Source organism: Streptomyces sp. CB02414 (assembly GCF_001905385.1).
In the GTDB taxonomy this organism is placed as follows: domain Bacteria; phylum Actinomycetota; class Actinomycetes; order Streptomycetales; family Streptomycetaceae; genus Streptomyces.
Map to the genome: position 1 here is coordinate 206,761 of NZ_LIPF01000008.1, position 13,806 is coordinate 220,566.

The window sequence follows — 13,806 nt, forward strand, 5'->3', positions numbered from 1 at the left end:
CCATGACCTCCATCCGCCCCGCCTCGTCCCCTGCCGTCCGGCCCGAGTCCCGCGGCCTGCCCGACGTGCGCCGTCCGGACGCCTCCGCCGTCTTCGTGGCCGCGCGCCACGTACCAGGCCGTGCGGCCGGGCTCACCGCGCTCCAGGGCATGGTGGATCAGTGGCGCGAGGTCCCCTGGCCGGCCGGCGTCCTCTCCCTGAGCTGCTTCCTCAACACGGACGAGGACACCGTGCTGACGTACGCGCAGTGCGCGGAGCCGGACGCCTACCGGGCGCTGCTCGACTCCGTCGGCGGCCCGGCCGCGGCCGAGCCCGTCGCGTACCGGCCGCACCGCTCGCTGGTCCTCAACCCCGGCGAACCCGGGTGCGTGATCGTCGCCATGTTCGACGTGGACGGCCCCGGCCGGCAGCAGCTGATCATCGACTCCATCGCCGCGACGGTGGCGGAGGCGGCCGACCGCCACCCGGGCATGCTCTCGGCCAACTTCCATGTCAGCGAGGACGGCACGCGGGTGCTCAACTACGCCGAGTGGACCTCGGACGCGGCGCACATCGCCTTCCTGGAGGGGGCGACGCACGGCGCGACCCGGCGTGTCAGCGATGCCACCCCGGGGGTACGGCCCATCGGCTTCAAGCGGTACCACCTCCATCACGCCCTCGGCGTCTGAACCGGCTCCACCCGGCAAACGGCTCTGGCGCCCACGCGGGACGTGTGGGCGCCAGAGCCGTGTCCTCAGGGCCCGAAGCGGCGCCCTGAGGGCCTCAGCCGGAGGAGCGCGTCAGGGTCGCGTGGTGGCGGTAGAGGCCGCCCAGTTCGTCCTCGCTGTTGCCGACGTCGGTCAGCATCGCCTTGGTCAGGATCTGCATATGGGTGATCGCCTGCTCCTCCGAGAGCCACTCGGAGAAGATCAGGACGCTGGTGCCGTCCAGGCTGATGTGGATGTTCGCCGCGATCGCTCCGGGGTACGCCCGGTCCGCGCCGGCGACGGCCTCCTCGGCCTTGAGGAGATCCTCGATCCACTGTCGCGCCGTCGCCTCGTTCTCCATCGGGAAGGCGGCGATGGGGAAGCTCCGCGCGGGCGGAGGAGGGTTCCCGACGGCGGTGCCGCGGACGACCTTGTGCAGGCGGTACGCGACGGGCTCCTCGGCCCGCTCCGCGAGGGCGAGGCCAGGGTTGGCCCGCGAGAGGCCCGAGGCGTCGTCCAGCGACTTCCGCAGCGCCTCCTGTGAGGTCCACTGCTCGAAGGTGAGGACGGCGTCGTCCTTGGTGCTGGTGAAGCAGTTGAGCGCGACGAGCCCCTCGGGCCAGTCGGCGGACCGCCAGTGCGCGACGACGGCGTCCGCCACCGCGCTTCTACGCTCGAGGCTGCCCGCGTTCACCACCCGGACGACGACGGAGTCCACCTCGGGACGGCTGACGACGGGACGGGTCTCGGACGTGCTGGGCATCCACAACTCCTCACGGCAGGGGCCCGCGGCAGGGCCATGCGGATCTCCAGTCTCGGCCGAACCACGGAAATTCCCGGATCGTCCGTCGTCCAGAAGACCGACAAGGAGCTTCAGAACTTTGTCGTGCCGTCAGAGGAATCACAATTCCCGGTGAAGTCAGTGATTCCCACCGCCGGCCAGGAACTCGGCTCCGAGGAGCGTGTCCATGCCGGCGTCTGGTAGCCCGTCAGCAGGTCCCGGATCCTGTTGACCGTCCGGGTACGGTCAGCCACGAGGTCGGAGCGATGGGCGGTGAGCGGTTTCAGCTCCACCGTGCTTTCGTCCCGGGGCCGCCTGGCCGGCGATGACCGCCGCGTCGCGGGCGTCCGTCTTGCCTTCGCCGCGGTCGCTGCTGAGGCGGAGGACGTCAGCGCGCGACAGAAGCCGATGGCCTTCCGCGTCGATCACCACGCAGGGGTGACGCGCGGCGGCGATGTCCGTCATGCGGCTCGGGCTGCAGCGGCTCCGGCGGAAGGCCCGAGTGCCCGGTTCAGCGTCCGTTCGGTCGGTGACGGTTCGCCGTTGGGCGGGCGGCGGATGGCGGTGGCTCAGAGCCGGCGCCGAGGTAGGCGCGCGGTCGTGCGGCGGTTAGATCGTGAGCACGGCCCGGCAAGGCCGGCGAGAGCCACAGAAGCCGGCTCAGTCTGTGGCCGCGGGTGCGGGCGGCTGCGTGGAGGTGCCCAGGAGCATGGCCGCGACCTGGTCGAAGTAGGGCGCGATGTCGTTGACGCAGGCTTCCGAGAGCGCCGGGGTGTGGGCGATGGAACGGGCCACGTTGATACCGAGCAGCAGGGCCGTGAGCAGCTCGGCGCGCAATTCACGGTCGGGCAGGTCGACCAATTGCTCGAGATTGCGCACGTAGACATCGCTGAGCTGGGAATTGAGCCGCTCCCGGCATTCCCGGCGTCCCGAGGAGAGCAGCAGGGCGGTGAGCGGATGGCCGCCGGCCGTTCCCGGCCAGTCCTGCCGCATGGTGGCGTGCAGAAGCCGCGTCGGCAGATCCTCGGCGCCGTCCTCGGCCGCGATCCCGGCCTGGTCCTCGTCCGGGCGGGAGGCCTCCTCGAAGAGCCGTTCCTTCGATCCGAAGTACCGGAAGATCAGCGTCGCGTCGACTCCGGCGTCCCGGGCGATGTCCCGCACGCTCGTCGCGTCGTAGCCCACCAGGGCGAAGCGGGCCCGGGCGGCGGCGAGCAGCGCGGCTCTGGTGGCCGTGCGGTCGCGCTTGCGCTTGGGGTGCTGAGTCACCGTGTCTCCCTGTGGTCATCGCTTGTTGACATCGTAGTGGAGGCCCGCCTACGTTGAGCTATGTCATCAGTTGATGACTTAGGTGCGATCCCTGCTGTGCACGAAGCGCTCTAGGAGACTCTGGGTGAAGACTGTTGTGATTTCTGGCGGTAACGACGGGATTGGCAGGGGTCTCGCCCTGACTCGTCTCGAGCGCGGCGACCAGGTGGTCGTCCTCGGTCGGAGCGAGGTGAAGGGGAAGGCTTTCCTGGAGGCCGCCGCCGCGCGCGACGCGGCCGACCGTGCCTTCTTCATCGCCGCGGACCTGAGCCTGGTGGCTGAGAACAAGCGTGTCGTCGAGGAGATCACGGCCTCGTTCCCGGTCGTGGACGTCCTCGTGCTCTGCGCCCGCTTCTTCCGCTCGGCCCGCTACGAGACGCCCGAGGGGTACGAGAACACCTTCGCCCTCGAGTACCTGAGCCGCTATCTCCTGAGCCACGGGCTGACCGAGGCCCTGGAGAAGTCGGAGGCGCCGGTCATCGTCAATGTGGCCGGCCCCGGCATCCAGAAGCCCGGCATCCGCTGGAACGACCTCCAGTCCCGGCAGAGCTACAGCGGCATCGCCGCCCAGATGCAGGCCGGCACGGCGAACGACCTGCTCGGTGTCGACTACGCCGCCAAGCGGGGCGACCGCCGCACCAGCTACGTACTGGTCAACCCGGGCTCGACGGCGACCAGCTTCGCCGGCGCCTACGACCCGGTGACCCAGCAGCAGGTCGACGCCATGAAGCGGATGGGCAAGCCGGTCGCCCAGGCCGTCGCCCCGATCACCGCGGTCATCGACGCACCGCCGGCCGAACCGCTGAGCGCGTACGTCGAGGGCCAGCGCATCGCCGTGGACCACCCGGCCCTCTTCGACAAGAAGGGTGCGGTCCGCCTCGCCCAGGTCACCCAGGAGCTGCTCGCCTCCTGACGCGAGGCGGTCCGGACGGGCACCACTCAAGGGTGCCCGTCCGGGGCCCGCGCGTCCCGCGAACGATGCGCGCCGACGCTTCCGACCCCTGTGAGGAGGCCCTCGATGCCCGACCGCAGCACGTGCCCGGTTCCCCACACCGACTTCACCGCCGAGCGGCTCGATCTCGACCCGCGCTACGCCGAACTCCGCAAGAACACCCCCGTCACCCGCGTGACCATGCCCTACGGCGGCGACGCCTGGCTCGTCACCCGCTACGAGGACGTGAAGACCGTCCTGGCCGACCCCCGCTTCAGTCGGGCGGCGGCCGCCGGACGCGACATAGCGCGCAGCCTGCCGTTGCCCGACCAGCAGAATGCCTCCCTGCTCAGCCTGGACCCCCCGGAGCACAGCCGGCTCCGGCGCCTGGTGGCGGGTGCCTTCACCGTCCGCCGGGTCAGGTCCCGGCGCGAGAGCATCCAGCGGGTGGTCGACGAACTCCTCGACCGCATGGCCGAGAACGGGTCGACCGGTGACCTCGTCTCCGCCCTCGCCTGGCCGCTGCCGCTGACCGTGATCTGCGACGTGCTGGGCATCCCGCTGGACGACCAGGACAAGTTCCGCGAGTGGATCGAGCAGTCGGTCGCCCTCTCCGCCCACGACCCGGAGATCATCAAGGCGGCGGACGACGCCCTGGACGCCTATCTGACCCGGATGATCGCCGAACGTCGACGGGAGGGGCGGGACGACCTGCTCGGCGAGCTGGTGCTGGCCCGTGACGAGGGGGACCGGCTGAGCGAGGAGGAGCTCGTCACCTTCGGCGTCAATCTCCTGATCGCAGGTCAGGAGACGACCGCCGGCGAGATCGGGAACTTCGTCTATACCCTGCTCAGCCGCCGGGAGCGCTGGGAGGCTCTCGTCGCCGACCCGGCCCTCGTCCCGGCAGCGGTCGAGGAACTGCTCAGGCTCACACCCCTCGAAGCGAGCGTCGGCGGTCTCGGCTTCACCCGTATCGCCACCGAGGACGTCGAGCTCGGCGGGCGGACGATCCGCGCCGGCGACGCCGTGGTCGCGCAGAACGCCTCCGCCAACCGGGACGAGAGCGTCTTCGACCACCCCGACGAGCTCGACTTCTCCCGGGCGGACGCCTCCCATGTGACCTTCGGTCACGGCCCGCACCACTGCCTCGGCGCCCCACTGGCCCGGCTGGAGCTCCAGGTCGTCCTGGAGACGCTGATCCGTCGTCTGCCCGGCCTGCGGCTCGCCGTACCGGCGGACGACGTGGTCTGGACGGAGAACCGCGCGGTGCGCGGCCCCCGTGAACTACCGGTCACCTGGTAGTTCTCCCGGTACGACGCCCACGGCGACCGTGTTGCCCTCGCTGATGTACCCGTGTCGGTGGAGCAGCGGATGGTCCGGGTCCGCGGGGTCGAGGAACGGCTGCCAATCGCCCTCGAACCCCAGGTCCACCGCCTGCCGGGCGATCCGGGCACAGGCGAGACCGTAGAAGTGCCGCGCCGCCGGCTTCAGCGGAGCGCGATGCTCCAGGAGTAGAGTCCGCCCGCGAACCGACTCCAGGCCCACCTCGACCAGCCACCGGTACAGGTCGCGGCCGCGCAACAGCTGCCGCGCGTAACCGGGGGAAGCCGAGGCCTGCCGGAAGAAGTCCGTGAAGAGGAAGGGGTCCGCCGGGCGTACGGTGATCAGGCTCGCGTCCAGATCCTTGACCGCGACCAGGCCGCCCGGCCGGACCACCCGGCGCAGCTCCCGCAAGGCGCGGTGCAGTTCCTCGTCGCTCAGGTACTGCGTGGTGTTGGCACACCAGACGGCGTCGAACGTGTCGTCCGCAAAAGGAAGTTCCAGCAGGTCGCCCCGGCGGACCTCGATCGCGGGTCCCGGGGCGGCGGCCCGCTCCACGCGCTCCCGCGCGAGTGCCGCGTTCTCCACGGCGATATCGATCGCCGACACCTTTCCGCCTGGCCCGACGAGTTCGGCGAGCCACGGCAGGAAGGCGCCGGTGCCGCACCCCGCGTCCAGGACGTGCCACCCCGGCCGGATGCCGACCTCGTCGAGGGCGGCGCGATAGGAGGGAGCGCAGGCCGCGAAGTGGGCGTCGACGATCTCCTCGTGGGTGAATCCGAGCCCGGTGGAGCTCGTGTACCCCCAAGCGCTGTGATCCTGCGTCACCATGCCGTCCGCCTCTCGTCCGTCGTGCGGTCCTCCACCAGGCCGACCAAAATTTCCGTGACGACGTCCGGCCGTTCCAGCGGCAGGAGGTGCCCGGCCCGGGGAACGGGAACCAGACGCCCCCGGGGCAGGGCCCGTTCCAGCTCGGCCGCCTCGTCCAACGGGACGAGAGTGTCCTCCTCACCCGCGACGACGACCGCAGGCACCCCGGTCGCCCGCAGCACGTCCAGCGCGTCCGGCCGGGCGGCGATCGCGCGCTGCGCCCAGGCCACCGCCGAGGGCGGCGCGGCCTGCGCGGCGGCCATGACCCGGTTCAGGATGTCGGGCCGCTCGGCCCGGGTGGTGGCGCCGAGGAGCAGCGGAGTGGTCGCCGCGACCACCTCCCCGCGGACGGCCCCGTCCATGATCCGCTCGGCGAACGCCTTACGCCCGGCCGCGGTCTCGTCGGAGTCCGCCGTCCCCCTGGTGTTGAGCAGGGCGAGGGCTCGCACCCGGTCCGGGTGGCGACGGAGAAGGGCCAGCGCCACGTACCCGCCCATCGAGCAGCCGGCGAGCAGCACCCGGTCCATGCCCCGCTCGTCCATGGCTCGGGCGACGTCGTCCGCGACCAGGTCCAGGGACGGGGGCTCGTCCCCGAGGTTCGTGCCCCCGAAACCACGCTGGTCGTGGGCGAGGACGCGGTGGCCCCGGGCGGTGAGTGCCGCGGTCTGCTCCCGCCACATGGAAGCGTCGAAGGGCAGCGCGTGCAACAGGACCACGGGCGGGGGCTCGGTACTCATCGCTGCGCGCTCCTCTCCGCCTCGGTAATGAACTCCCGTACGAACGCGGGAAGTTTGCGGTTCCGCAACCAGGCGAGCGACACGGGGGCGGGCGGCAGGTCGTGCACCGGGACGACGGTGATCCCCGGCAGGGCGGCCGCCGCGAGGGAGCGGAAGGACAGATGAACGGCCCGGGTCCGCCGCAGGATCGCCGCCGTCTCCTCCATCGTGGTCATGCGGGGTACTCGGCGGATCGGCCGCCCCAGCGGTGTCGTCGGCGGCACGACCTGGTCCCAGACGTACGGAGGGAACGTGCCGGGACGGTCGAACGCGTCGTAGTCGGCGACCTCTTCGACCGACACCGCCTCACGTGCCGCCAGCGGGTGGTCCTCGGCCACGATCACGGCCCTGCCGTCGAAGGCGACGGTCGCGCTGAAGGCGACGTCCGGCTCCTGGAGGGCGTACTTCACGATCATGACGTCGATGTCGCCTGCCCGCAGACCGGCGAACGGCTCCCGTACGTCGTACGGGACGAAGGTGACCTGTTCGGGATCGTGCCGGACCGCTGCGAGCAGATTCGTGGCGAGCTGGTACGAACCGTGGACGCCGAAGCGCAGCCGTCGGGCCTCGGTGGCGGATGTTCGGGACACGGTCACAACTCCTCGGTGAGCCCGGCGAACGCCTGGAGCTCGTACGGCCGGTGAATGTCGGTGTCGACGCGGAGCGCAGCGAAGGGAACCCGCAGGCCGGTCAGCCGGGGCAGGGAACGGAGGGTGAGCCGGTCGCCAGGCCCTATGAGCCGGTCGAGCACGGCCTCGGCGACCAGGTGCTTCACCTGGACGAGCGCGTCGGCGACCGTCACCCCGCTGGTGGCGATGTAGAGATCGCGCCGGACCGGCCGCCGCGCCCGGCCAGGAGCCCTGTCGCGGGGGCCGTCCGGGACCGTGAGCGTCGTCGGCTCCCAGGCGGCCAAGGGGCGGCGGCCCTCGAAGGTCTTCAGAAGTCTCCGCAGTCCCGACGTCGCGGGTTCCGGCGCGGGGGCCGCCCAGGCGGCCGAGCCGTCGGCGGCGACATGAGCGAAGACGAACCGCCCCGCCAGGTTCGCGGGCCGTCCGGCGAGATGGATCGTACGGGTGAAGGAACGGCGCCACGGGCCGTGGCTCTCCTCCGGCAGCGACAGGACGAACGCGCAGGTGTCGCTCACCCAGCGAGGCAGGTCGAACCGGTCCACCACACAGACGGCCGCGACTTCCGCGAGCCCGTCGGACGCGGACCCGGCGAGCGCGGCCTTCGCCTCCTGGAGCGCCCGCGGGGTGGACAGATCCAGTCCCGCCGGCAGATCGGGCCGGGCGGAGCGGACGCGTTCCACCGCGAGATCGAGCAGCAGCTCGGGGGAGAGGAACCGGACGGTCACAGATACACCTCCTTCAACAGCGTGACATCGGGTGCGGATCGTCCCCGCCCGAGCAGGGACGTGGTCAGCCGGTAGGGGTCGACATGGAGGTGGTCGCGTCGGTGCCGTCCCACCGCCTCGGACGGCGGCGGGGCCGGCGGCCCCGCCGCGTCCCATGACCGGGCCAGGATCCGCTCCGCGCGACGGAGGGACTGGTGGAGCAGATCGTGCCGGAACGACTGCTTGTCCCCGGGACCGAGCGTGGCGATGAAGTACAGCCGCATGCCGAGCCGCAGCGCCTCGGGGGAGTGATCCGGCAGCGCGGCACCCAGCAGCGCCCCGGCCGAGTGGTCCTGCCAGCCGCCGTGCCGGGCGGAGGTGATCCTGCCGTCGATGGGTACCCGGCCCAACGGCACCCGTCGGACCGTCGGGCCGTGCGCGGCCAGTACCCGCTCCAGGAGCTGGTAGTCGGGGTCGAGCTCCCGGTCGTACAGCAACACCACCTCGTCGAACTCCGCGACCACCGGCAGCAGTTCGCGCAGTGCGCAGGCCAGATAGTTGGGGCGGCCGTCGTACGACACGATGCGGCGCAGCGGCAGCCCGTACCGGGTGGCGTCGAGGTACACCGGACCGCCCGTCGGGCGCTGGTCGATGCCGAGCCCCGCCCCGCGCAGCCGCTCGATCATCTCCTCCAGGCCGAGCCCCGGCGGCTGGTGCCGTTCGAGACCGGGGTCGTGCATGCCGAGGCGTGCGTAGTGCTCCGCCCACAACCGGAGGACCCGGGCACCGGCCGGGTGGACCCAGCCGTGCTCGACGGCCTCGGCGTAGGGCCGCAGGGCCTCGGCGCCCGGTCGGGTGTCCGCCGCCCGGTAGCGGACGTAGAGCTCCCCGATCTGCTCCTCGGAGTGCGTCGAGTAGTCGGTGTCACCCTCGACTCGGTCCACGAACTCCCAGAAACCCAGGGTCTGTTCGGTGCTGTGGTAGGTCGTCGGGCTGTAGCGGAAGGTCACCTCGGCCAGCTGCGCCGTCGCTCGGTGCATGGTGTCCGCCCACAGCAGGCCCTTGAGGTGACTCGGGGTCAGAGGCTTGGAAGGGGTCACCGTGACGGGTGCGATCAGCACCTTCGGGGGGATCGGCACGCTCAAGCTCCTTTCCCTGCGTTCAGCGCCTCCAGGAGCTCCGCCCGGCTCGGTGGTCGTACCCCCGGCGTGGGCCGCGCCGGGGGAGCGGTCCGCACCCGCTCGCGGAACACCGGGTCGTCGAAGACCGTGCCCGGCGGGTCGAGACTCATCAGGACCCGGTGCAGCCCCCGCCACACCAGGCCGTCGGTTGTCGCCGCGGCCGCCACCTCGGACAGCGCCGGGCGGCCCCGTCCGGCCGGCGCCGCAAGGGGAACGGGAGTGGGCGCGGGAGCCTCCGCGCCGCGCGTGGCCGCACGCCAGCGCACGCGGCGCACCACTCCTTCGCCCGAGTCGTGGACGAACCAGGGACGCAGCAGCTCGTCGACGAGGCCGACCGCCCCGGCGCTCTGCGCATCGCCCGGCCGCGGCTCCGCGTCGAGCAGGTCCGCGAGCCGGAAGGCATGGGCGAAGGCCAGCGACATTCCGCGCCCGAAGATCGGATCGGTGACGCAGGCGGCATCGCCCACGGGGAAGAGCCCGTGCACCGGACGCTGCCGGGCGGTGACCGTCCCGCGCAGCAGATTCGGCGGCACGGTCATGACCCGCACCGGGGCGAGGGGCTCGGAGGCGCCCGGCTCCAGCCAGGGCGCCACATACGGTGAGAGGCGAGCGGCGGCCGTGAAGGCTCCGGCATCGCGCAGGGCCGTGGTGGCCGGGTCGCCGGGGAGCACGCCGAAGGAAAGGGCGAAGACACCGTCTTCGGCGGGGTGCAGCACCGCCGCGTAGTGGTCCCAGATCCCGCCCGCGGCATTGCCTCGGTTCAGCGGGCCGGGCGCGGGCGCGGTGGCGTCGCGCAGCCGGTAGAAGCGGCTGAAGACGCGCAGCGCGGTGGGCCCGGTCAGGTCGGTCGCCGAGGGCAGCCCGGCGGCCTCCAGCCAGCGTCGGTGCTCGGCCCGCCGCCCGGTCGCGTCCACGACGGTCTCGGCGGGAATCCGCTCACCCCGGTCCGTGAGGACCCCGGCGACCGCGCGTCCGGCCGGGGCAACGACCAGGCCCCGGACCGTGGTGCCGTGGCGCAGCGATACCCCGGGCATGGTCCGTACGGCCGCGTGGAGCAAGAGTTCGAGGGTGGCCCGGCGGACCGCCAGCGCGCGCAGCTCGGGATCGTTCGCGGCCTCGGGGGAACGCGACAGCGAGGGCGGTGCCGCGTCCCCGACCGCGTGCATGCGCGCGCCCTCGGCCAGAGCGTCGGCGAGGATCGCGGGCGCCCGCTCCGCCAGCACCTTCACCCCCAGCGAGGTGAGAGTGTGCGACTGCTGGCTCTGCGGGACGAGCGGGCGCTCCCAGCCGTCGGCGGCCTTGCCGGGCGGCCCCTCGGGCGGCGGCGCGGACCGTTCGAGTACGGTCACCCGGTGACCGCGCTCGCCGAGGGCCAGGGCCGTGGCCAGGCCGGTCAGGCTTCCTCCCACGATGACGGTTCTCGTCATGCCCGGCCGAGACCTCCCGTGCGCCGCCCCTCGACGAAGAAGACCCGGCGCACCTCCCTGATCTCCCGGGGCGGCACCGGGTCGGGCCACCGCCCGAAGTCGGCTCCCGGCTCACCCGGCTGCACCGCCCGGACTTCGAAGCCGTGCCGCGCGAACAGCTGCTCCGGCTCGTCCTCGCCGAACACCCACGGGCAGCCCCACCTGGCGAACATGTCGAGCAGGGCTCGCATGTGAGGCAAAGTCAGAGCCGCCCTGTTGACGATGTCGGCGCTGATCCGGCTGCCCGGTGCGGAGATGGCCGCAACCCGCTCCAGCATCCGGTGCACGTCGGGCTCGGGAATGTAGTAGAGCAGTCCTTCGAGCAGCCAGGTCGACGGCAGCGACGGGTTGTAACCGGCGTCTATCAGTTCCTTCTCCCAGTCGTCCGCAGTCAGATCCACCGCGACCGTGCGGTGGTCGGCCCGGGGCTCCACGCCGCCCAGCCGGTCGGCCTTGAAGGTGAGGACGGAGGGGCGGTCGACCTCGAAGTAGCGGATGTGCGCCGGCCAGGGCAGCCGGTAGGCGCGCGAGTCCATCCCCGCCGGGGCGAGCACGATCTGCGTCATCTCCCGCTCCGCCACCGCCCGCTGGAGGTACTCGTCGAAGAACCGTGTGCGGATCGCGTTGTAGTCGGGAGTGCTCGGCAGCGTGCGCGGCCGGTCGGCGGGGAACGTCGCCGCCCGTAGCTCGGCCAGCAGCCGTGGACCGACGTCACCCACCAGTCGTGCCGCGTAGGGGTCTTCGTACAGCCGGTCCCCGCGCAGAGTCTCGGCGGAACGCAGCGCGGCCGTCAGCAGCGCCGTCCGCTCGACGGGGTTCAGCGGGTCAGTCATCTTCGCTCTCTCCTCGGACGGCATTCGTGCGGGTCAGCCGCTGCCACAGGGCTTCGTCCTGCCGGAACAGCCGGTCCTTGACCTGAGTCGGCCGGACCCCGGCGGCGACGGACGCGTGCCAGTCGCGGTCGAACGCGGATGCGTCGAGCAACTGCGGGACGGCCGGGCCCAGTCGGCCCTCCCGGCGCGCCGCCGCGTATCCTGCGGACTCCCTGCCGAGAGCGGCGTCGAGCAGCTCGCCGAAGCGTTCGGTCTCCGCGGGGAACCAAGGGGTACGGGGGGAGACCGCGAACCGGTAGCGTGGGACCTCCCCGGGTCCCGGCTCCACCCGGCAGGCCGCGTTGCGCAGCCCGAGTCCGGTGCCGCGCAGCGCGCTCCGCAGCGCCCGGATCACCTGCGCGTCGCGCAGCCGTTCCCCGGCCGCGTCGGAGCGGGTGCCTCGGCCCGCGTACTCCACGCGCGGCACCCCGCCCGCGACGTCCACCACCCGGACGACGTCACCGACCGCGTAGCGGTAGAAACCGCCGACATGGCTGAAGACGACGTGGTAGTCGCGTCCGGCCTCCAACTCCTCGGGCAGCAGGGTCCGCACGTCCGGCGTCAGGTCCTCGTCGGCCGGTACGAACTCGTACAGCGACGCCGTCGGCACGAGGCTGCCCGCCGAGGCGTGCCGGTCCAGGGCCACTCCCACCGGACCCTCCGAGGCGGCCACCGGAGCGGGCAGTGCTCGCACACCGACTCCGAACTCCTCCCGCAGGCCCGGCAGATACAGCGAGGCCATCCCCGTCGTCCAGGCGAACAGGGCCTCGATCCGCGGCCACACCTGCGCGGGCCGCACCGTTCCGTAGTATTCGGCGAGCCGCTCCAGCTCGGCGGCCCGCTCGGGGGCGGGCGGAAGACGCGGGGCGCCTCCCACGGTGCCGTCGCGGAGTTCCTTGACGATCCGTGGCCACCACAGGTTCAGCTGGTGGGGGACGGCTGCGACCATCGCCGGGTTGATGCCGACGAGAGAGCGCAGATCGCTCTGCACGGCCATCCGCAGCCGCAGATACATCTTCTCCAGGTGGTCGTCCGGTGCGACCTCCACCGGCAGCGTGGCCCACGGCGCCCCGGTGCCCACCTCGGCGGCGAGCGGTTCACCGAACCTCGACCCGAAGTCCACCTGACTGGCGCCGACATGGGGCCGGCCACTCGCAGTCGTCGGCGGCGCCCCGAGCGGGTCGTGCTTGAGGTTGAGCACCGCGTCCGGCCGCCGCAGTATCTCGGGAACCTGCTCGATCAGTGGAGCCCAGGCCGCGTAGTAGAACGGTAGGAACGTGGTGTGCATGAAGCGAGCGGTGACCGGGATCTTCTTGTGCGCCCCGGTGCTGCCACTGCTGGTGAAGAAGACGACCGGCGTGTCGCTGGAGAGCAGGTTCGGCTCACCGGCCGCCATGCGCTCGATCAGGGGCGCGTGGGCCGCGTAGTCCTGCACCGGAACGGCCTCGCGGAAGTCGTCCACCGTACGGATACGGCCGAAACCGTGGCGCCGTCCGAATTCCGTTCCCGCGTTGAAGGCGAGGAGATCCGCGAGCACCCGGTCCTGATGCCCGCGCAGGTCGGCGAGGGCGCCGATGAGCCGGTCGCGTTCGGCGAACACCCGGTCCCGGTAGCGGTCGCCGTGCCCGGGACGCGTCCACACACTCGTCGCGCTCATGCGGAGATCACCTCCATGACGGCCTCCGCGGCCCGCGCGGGGTCGGGCTGTTGATCGATCACGGTCACCGGCAGGTGCCGCACCTCTTCGAGGAGTAGTTTCCGCAGGCTCTTCTGATAGCTCTCGAACGAGAACCACTCGGGGGTCTCCCCCAGGTACTCCAGCGGATTGAGCAGCTCACCGGCGCGGCTGCGCCGCCACGCCGTCTCCGGCGAGACGTCCAGGAACACCACCCCGGCCGGCTGGGGGAAGGAACGCCACCACGTGTACATGGGGTTGTGAGGAGCCCCGAAGATCCGGCACTTGGCGAGGATCTTGTAGTAGTAGGAGTCCACCAGGACCGGAGTGTGCGCGTCCTGCGCCTCGACCCGGTCCCGGAGATGGACCACGGCCGTCTGCAGCAGGCTGGTCAGGAAGTCCATGGAGTACGTTCGGCCGAGACCGGGCAGGACGTCCCGCACGACACCGCGCCGGAGTTCCGGTATGAGCGCGTGCTCGGCGTCCACGAACCGGCTGTCCGTGGACAGCAGCCGCCACCGCGGCCATCGTTCGGCTATCTCGGTCATGGCACTCGACTTGCCCGCGCCGTCCGGTCCGAGCAGGACGAAGAAGCGACGGTCGCGCACGG

14 protein-coding genes and 2 pseudogenes are annotated in these 13,806 nt (G+C 71.9%); 3 read left to right on the forward strand and 13 right to left on the reverse strand.

Translation table 11 applies throughout. From position 1 onward, the window contains the following. Positions 1-2 precede the first annotated feature (2 nt). Positions 3-668 carry an antibiotic biosynthesis monooxygenase family protein gene (locus AMK11_RS26145; RefSeq protein WP_073730508.1) on the forward strand — a complete coding sequence of 222 codons (666 nt, stop codon included), beginning with the start codon at positions 3-5 and terminating at the stop codon, positions 666-668. A 94-nt stretch (positions 669-762) separates the two neighbouring features. Here the strand turns inward: AMK11_RS26145 and AMK11_RS26150 are convergent, their stop codons facing one another. From AMK11_RS26150 to AMK11_RS26160, 4 genes and pseudogenes are all read right to left on the reverse strand, one after another. Then, positions 763-1,449 carry a hypothetical protein gene (locus AMK11_RS26150; RefSeq protein ID WP_073730509.1) on the reverse strand — a complete coding sequence of 229 codons (687 nt, stop codon included), beginning with the start codon at positions 1,447-1,449 and terminating at the stop codon, positions 763-765. 224 nt (positions 1,450-1,673) lie between these two features. Continuing rightward, positions 1,674-1,932, reverse strand: a pseudogene (locus AMK11_RS38770) (IS110 family transposase); the annotation flags it as partial. Further along, positions 1,912-2,125, reverse strand: a pseudogene (locus tag AMK11_RS38225) (IS5/IS1182 family transposase); the annotation flags it as partial. The pseudogenes AMK11_RS38225 and AMK11_RS38770, both read right to left, overlap by 21 nt. Positions 2,126-2,127: 2 nt before the next feature. After that, the gene (locus AMK11_RS26160; RefSeq protein WP_073730511.1) at positions 2,128-2,733 is read right to left on the reverse strand and encodes a TetR/AcrR family transcriptional regulator; all 606 of its coding nucleotides are present in this window, start codon (positions 2,731-2,733) and stop codon (positions 2,128-2,130) included. Positions 2,734-2,869: 136 nt separating this feature from the next. Here AMK11_RS26160 and AMK11_RS26165 point away from each other — a divergent pair, with 136 nt between their 5' ends. Next, positions 2,870-3,685 carry an SDR family NAD(P)-dependent oxidoreductase gene (locus AMK11_RS26165; RefSeq protein WP_241847090.1) on the forward strand — a complete coding sequence of 272 codons (816 nt, stop codon included), beginning with the start codon at positions 2,870-2,872 and terminating at the stop codon, positions 3,683-3,685. Between the two features lie 105 nt (positions 3,686-3,790). Next, positions 3,791-5,005 carry a cytochrome P450 gene (locus AMK11_RS26170; RefSeq protein WP_073730513.1) on the forward strand — a complete coding sequence of 405 codons (1,215 nt, stop codon included), beginning with the start codon at positions 3,791-3,793 and terminating at the stop codon, positions 5,003-5,005. On the opposite strand, the gene AMK11_RS26175 is transcribed toward AMK11_RS26170, so the two are convergent. The 9 genes from AMK11_RS26175 to AMK11_RS26215 are packed head-to-tail and all read right to left on the reverse strand — an operon-like array spanning position 4,988 to position 13,804. After that, a complete protein-coding gene (locus AMK11_RS26175; protein WP_073730514.1) occupies positions 4,988-5,854 on the reverse strand; it encodes a class I SAM-dependent methyltransferase in 867 nt (288 codons plus the stop codon). The two genes, AMK11_RS26170 and AMK11_RS26175, sit on opposite strands and share 18 nt — an antisense overlap. Continuing rightward, complete coding sequence (locus tag AMK11_RS26180) at positions 5,848-6,630, reverse strand: alpha/beta fold hydrolase (protein ID WP_073730515.1); 783 nt, start codon at positions 6,628-6,630, stop codon at positions 5,848-5,850. Before AMK11_RS26180 ends, AMK11_RS26175 begins: the two co-directional genes overlap by 7 nt. Next, positions 6,627-7,259, reverse strand: coding sequence for a LysR substrate-binding domain-containing protein (locus tag AMK11_RS26185; RefSeq protein ID WP_198941464.1), 633 nt, complete (start codon positions 7,257-7,259; stop codon positions 6,627-6,629). The genes AMK11_RS26180 and AMK11_RS26185 overlap by 4 nt, the downstream gene beginning before the upstream one ends. Positions 7,260-7,261: 2 nt before the next feature. Continuing rightward, positions 7,262-8,023: a DUF6182 family protein gene (locus AMK11_RS26190; RefSeq protein WP_073730517.1), complete on the reverse strand. Its 762-nt coding sequence runs from the start codon at positions 8,021-8,023 to the stop codon at positions 7,262-7,264. Further along, positions 8,020-9,141 carry a hypothetical protein gene (locus AMK11_RS26195; RefSeq protein WP_073730518.1) on the reverse strand — a complete coding sequence of 374 codons (1,122 nt, stop codon included), beginning with the start codon at positions 9,139-9,141 and terminating at the stop codon, positions 8,020-8,022. The genes AMK11_RS26190 and AMK11_RS26195 overlap by 4 nt, the downstream gene beginning before the upstream one ends. 2 nt (positions 9,142-9,143) lie before the next feature. Beyond that, on the reverse strand, positions 9,144-10,610 hold the full coding sequence (locus AMK11_RS38775; RefSeq protein WP_073730519.1) for an FAD-dependent oxidoreductase: 1,467 nt from the start codon (positions 10,608-10,610) through the stop codon (positions 9,144-9,146). Continuing rightward, entirely contained in the window at positions 10,607-11,482 is an 876-nt protein-coding gene (locus AMK11_RS26205) for an SAM-dependent methyltransferase (RefSeq protein ID WP_073730520.1), read from the reverse strand. Before AMK11_RS26205 ends, AMK11_RS38775 begins: the two co-directional genes overlap by 4 nt. After that, on the reverse strand, positions 11,475-13,178 hold the full coding sequence (locus AMK11_RS26210; RefSeq protein WP_073730521.1) for a GH3 family domain-containing protein: 1,704 nt from the start codon (positions 13,176-13,178) through the stop codon (positions 11,475-11,477). Before AMK11_RS26210 ends, AMK11_RS26205 begins: the two co-directional genes overlap by 8 nt. Then, positions 13,175-13,804 (reverse strand): hypothetical protein, encoded by a 630-nt coding sequence (locus tag AMK11_RS26215; RefSeq protein WP_073730701.1) that lies wholly within the window; start codon positions 13,802-13,804, stop codon positions 13,175-13,177. The genes AMK11_RS26210 and AMK11_RS26215 overlap by 4 nt, the downstream gene beginning before the upstream one ends. Between the last annotated feature and the right edge of the window lie 2 nt (positions 13,805-13,806).

Coding starts and splice junctions, on each gene's coding strand:
- AMK11_RS26145 (WP_073730508.1), top strand. CDS start 3: ATGACCTCCATCCGCCCCGCCTCGTCCCCTGCCGTCCGGCCCGAGTCC.
- AMK11_RS26150 (WP_073730509.1), bottom strand. CDS start 1,449: ATGCCCAGCACGTCCGAGACCCGTCCCGTCGTCAGCCGTCCCGAGGTG.
- AMK11_RS26170 (WP_073730513.1), top strand. CDS start 3,791: ATGCCCGACCGCAGCACGTGCCCGGTTCCCCACACCGACTTCACCGCC.
- AMK11_RS26175 (WP_073730514.1), bottom strand. CDS start 5,854: ATGGTGACGCAGGATCACAGCGCTTGGGGGTACACGAGCTCCACCGGG.
- AMK11_RS26180 (WP_073730515.1), bottom strand. CDS start 6,630: ATGAGTACCGAGCCCCCGCCCGTGGTCCTGTTGCACGCGCTGCCCTTC.
- AMK11_RS38775 (WP_073730519.1), bottom strand. CDS start 10,610: ATGACGAGAACCGTCATCGTGGGAGGAAGCCTGACCGGCCTGGCCACG.
- AMK11_RS26205 (WP_073730520.1), bottom strand. CDS start 11,482: ATGACTGACCCGCTGAACCCCGTCGAGCGGACGGCGCTGCTGACGGCC.
- AMK11_RS26210 (WP_073730521.1), bottom strand. CDS start 13,178: ATGAGCGCGACGAGTGTGTGGACGCGTCCCGGGCACGGCGACCGCTAC.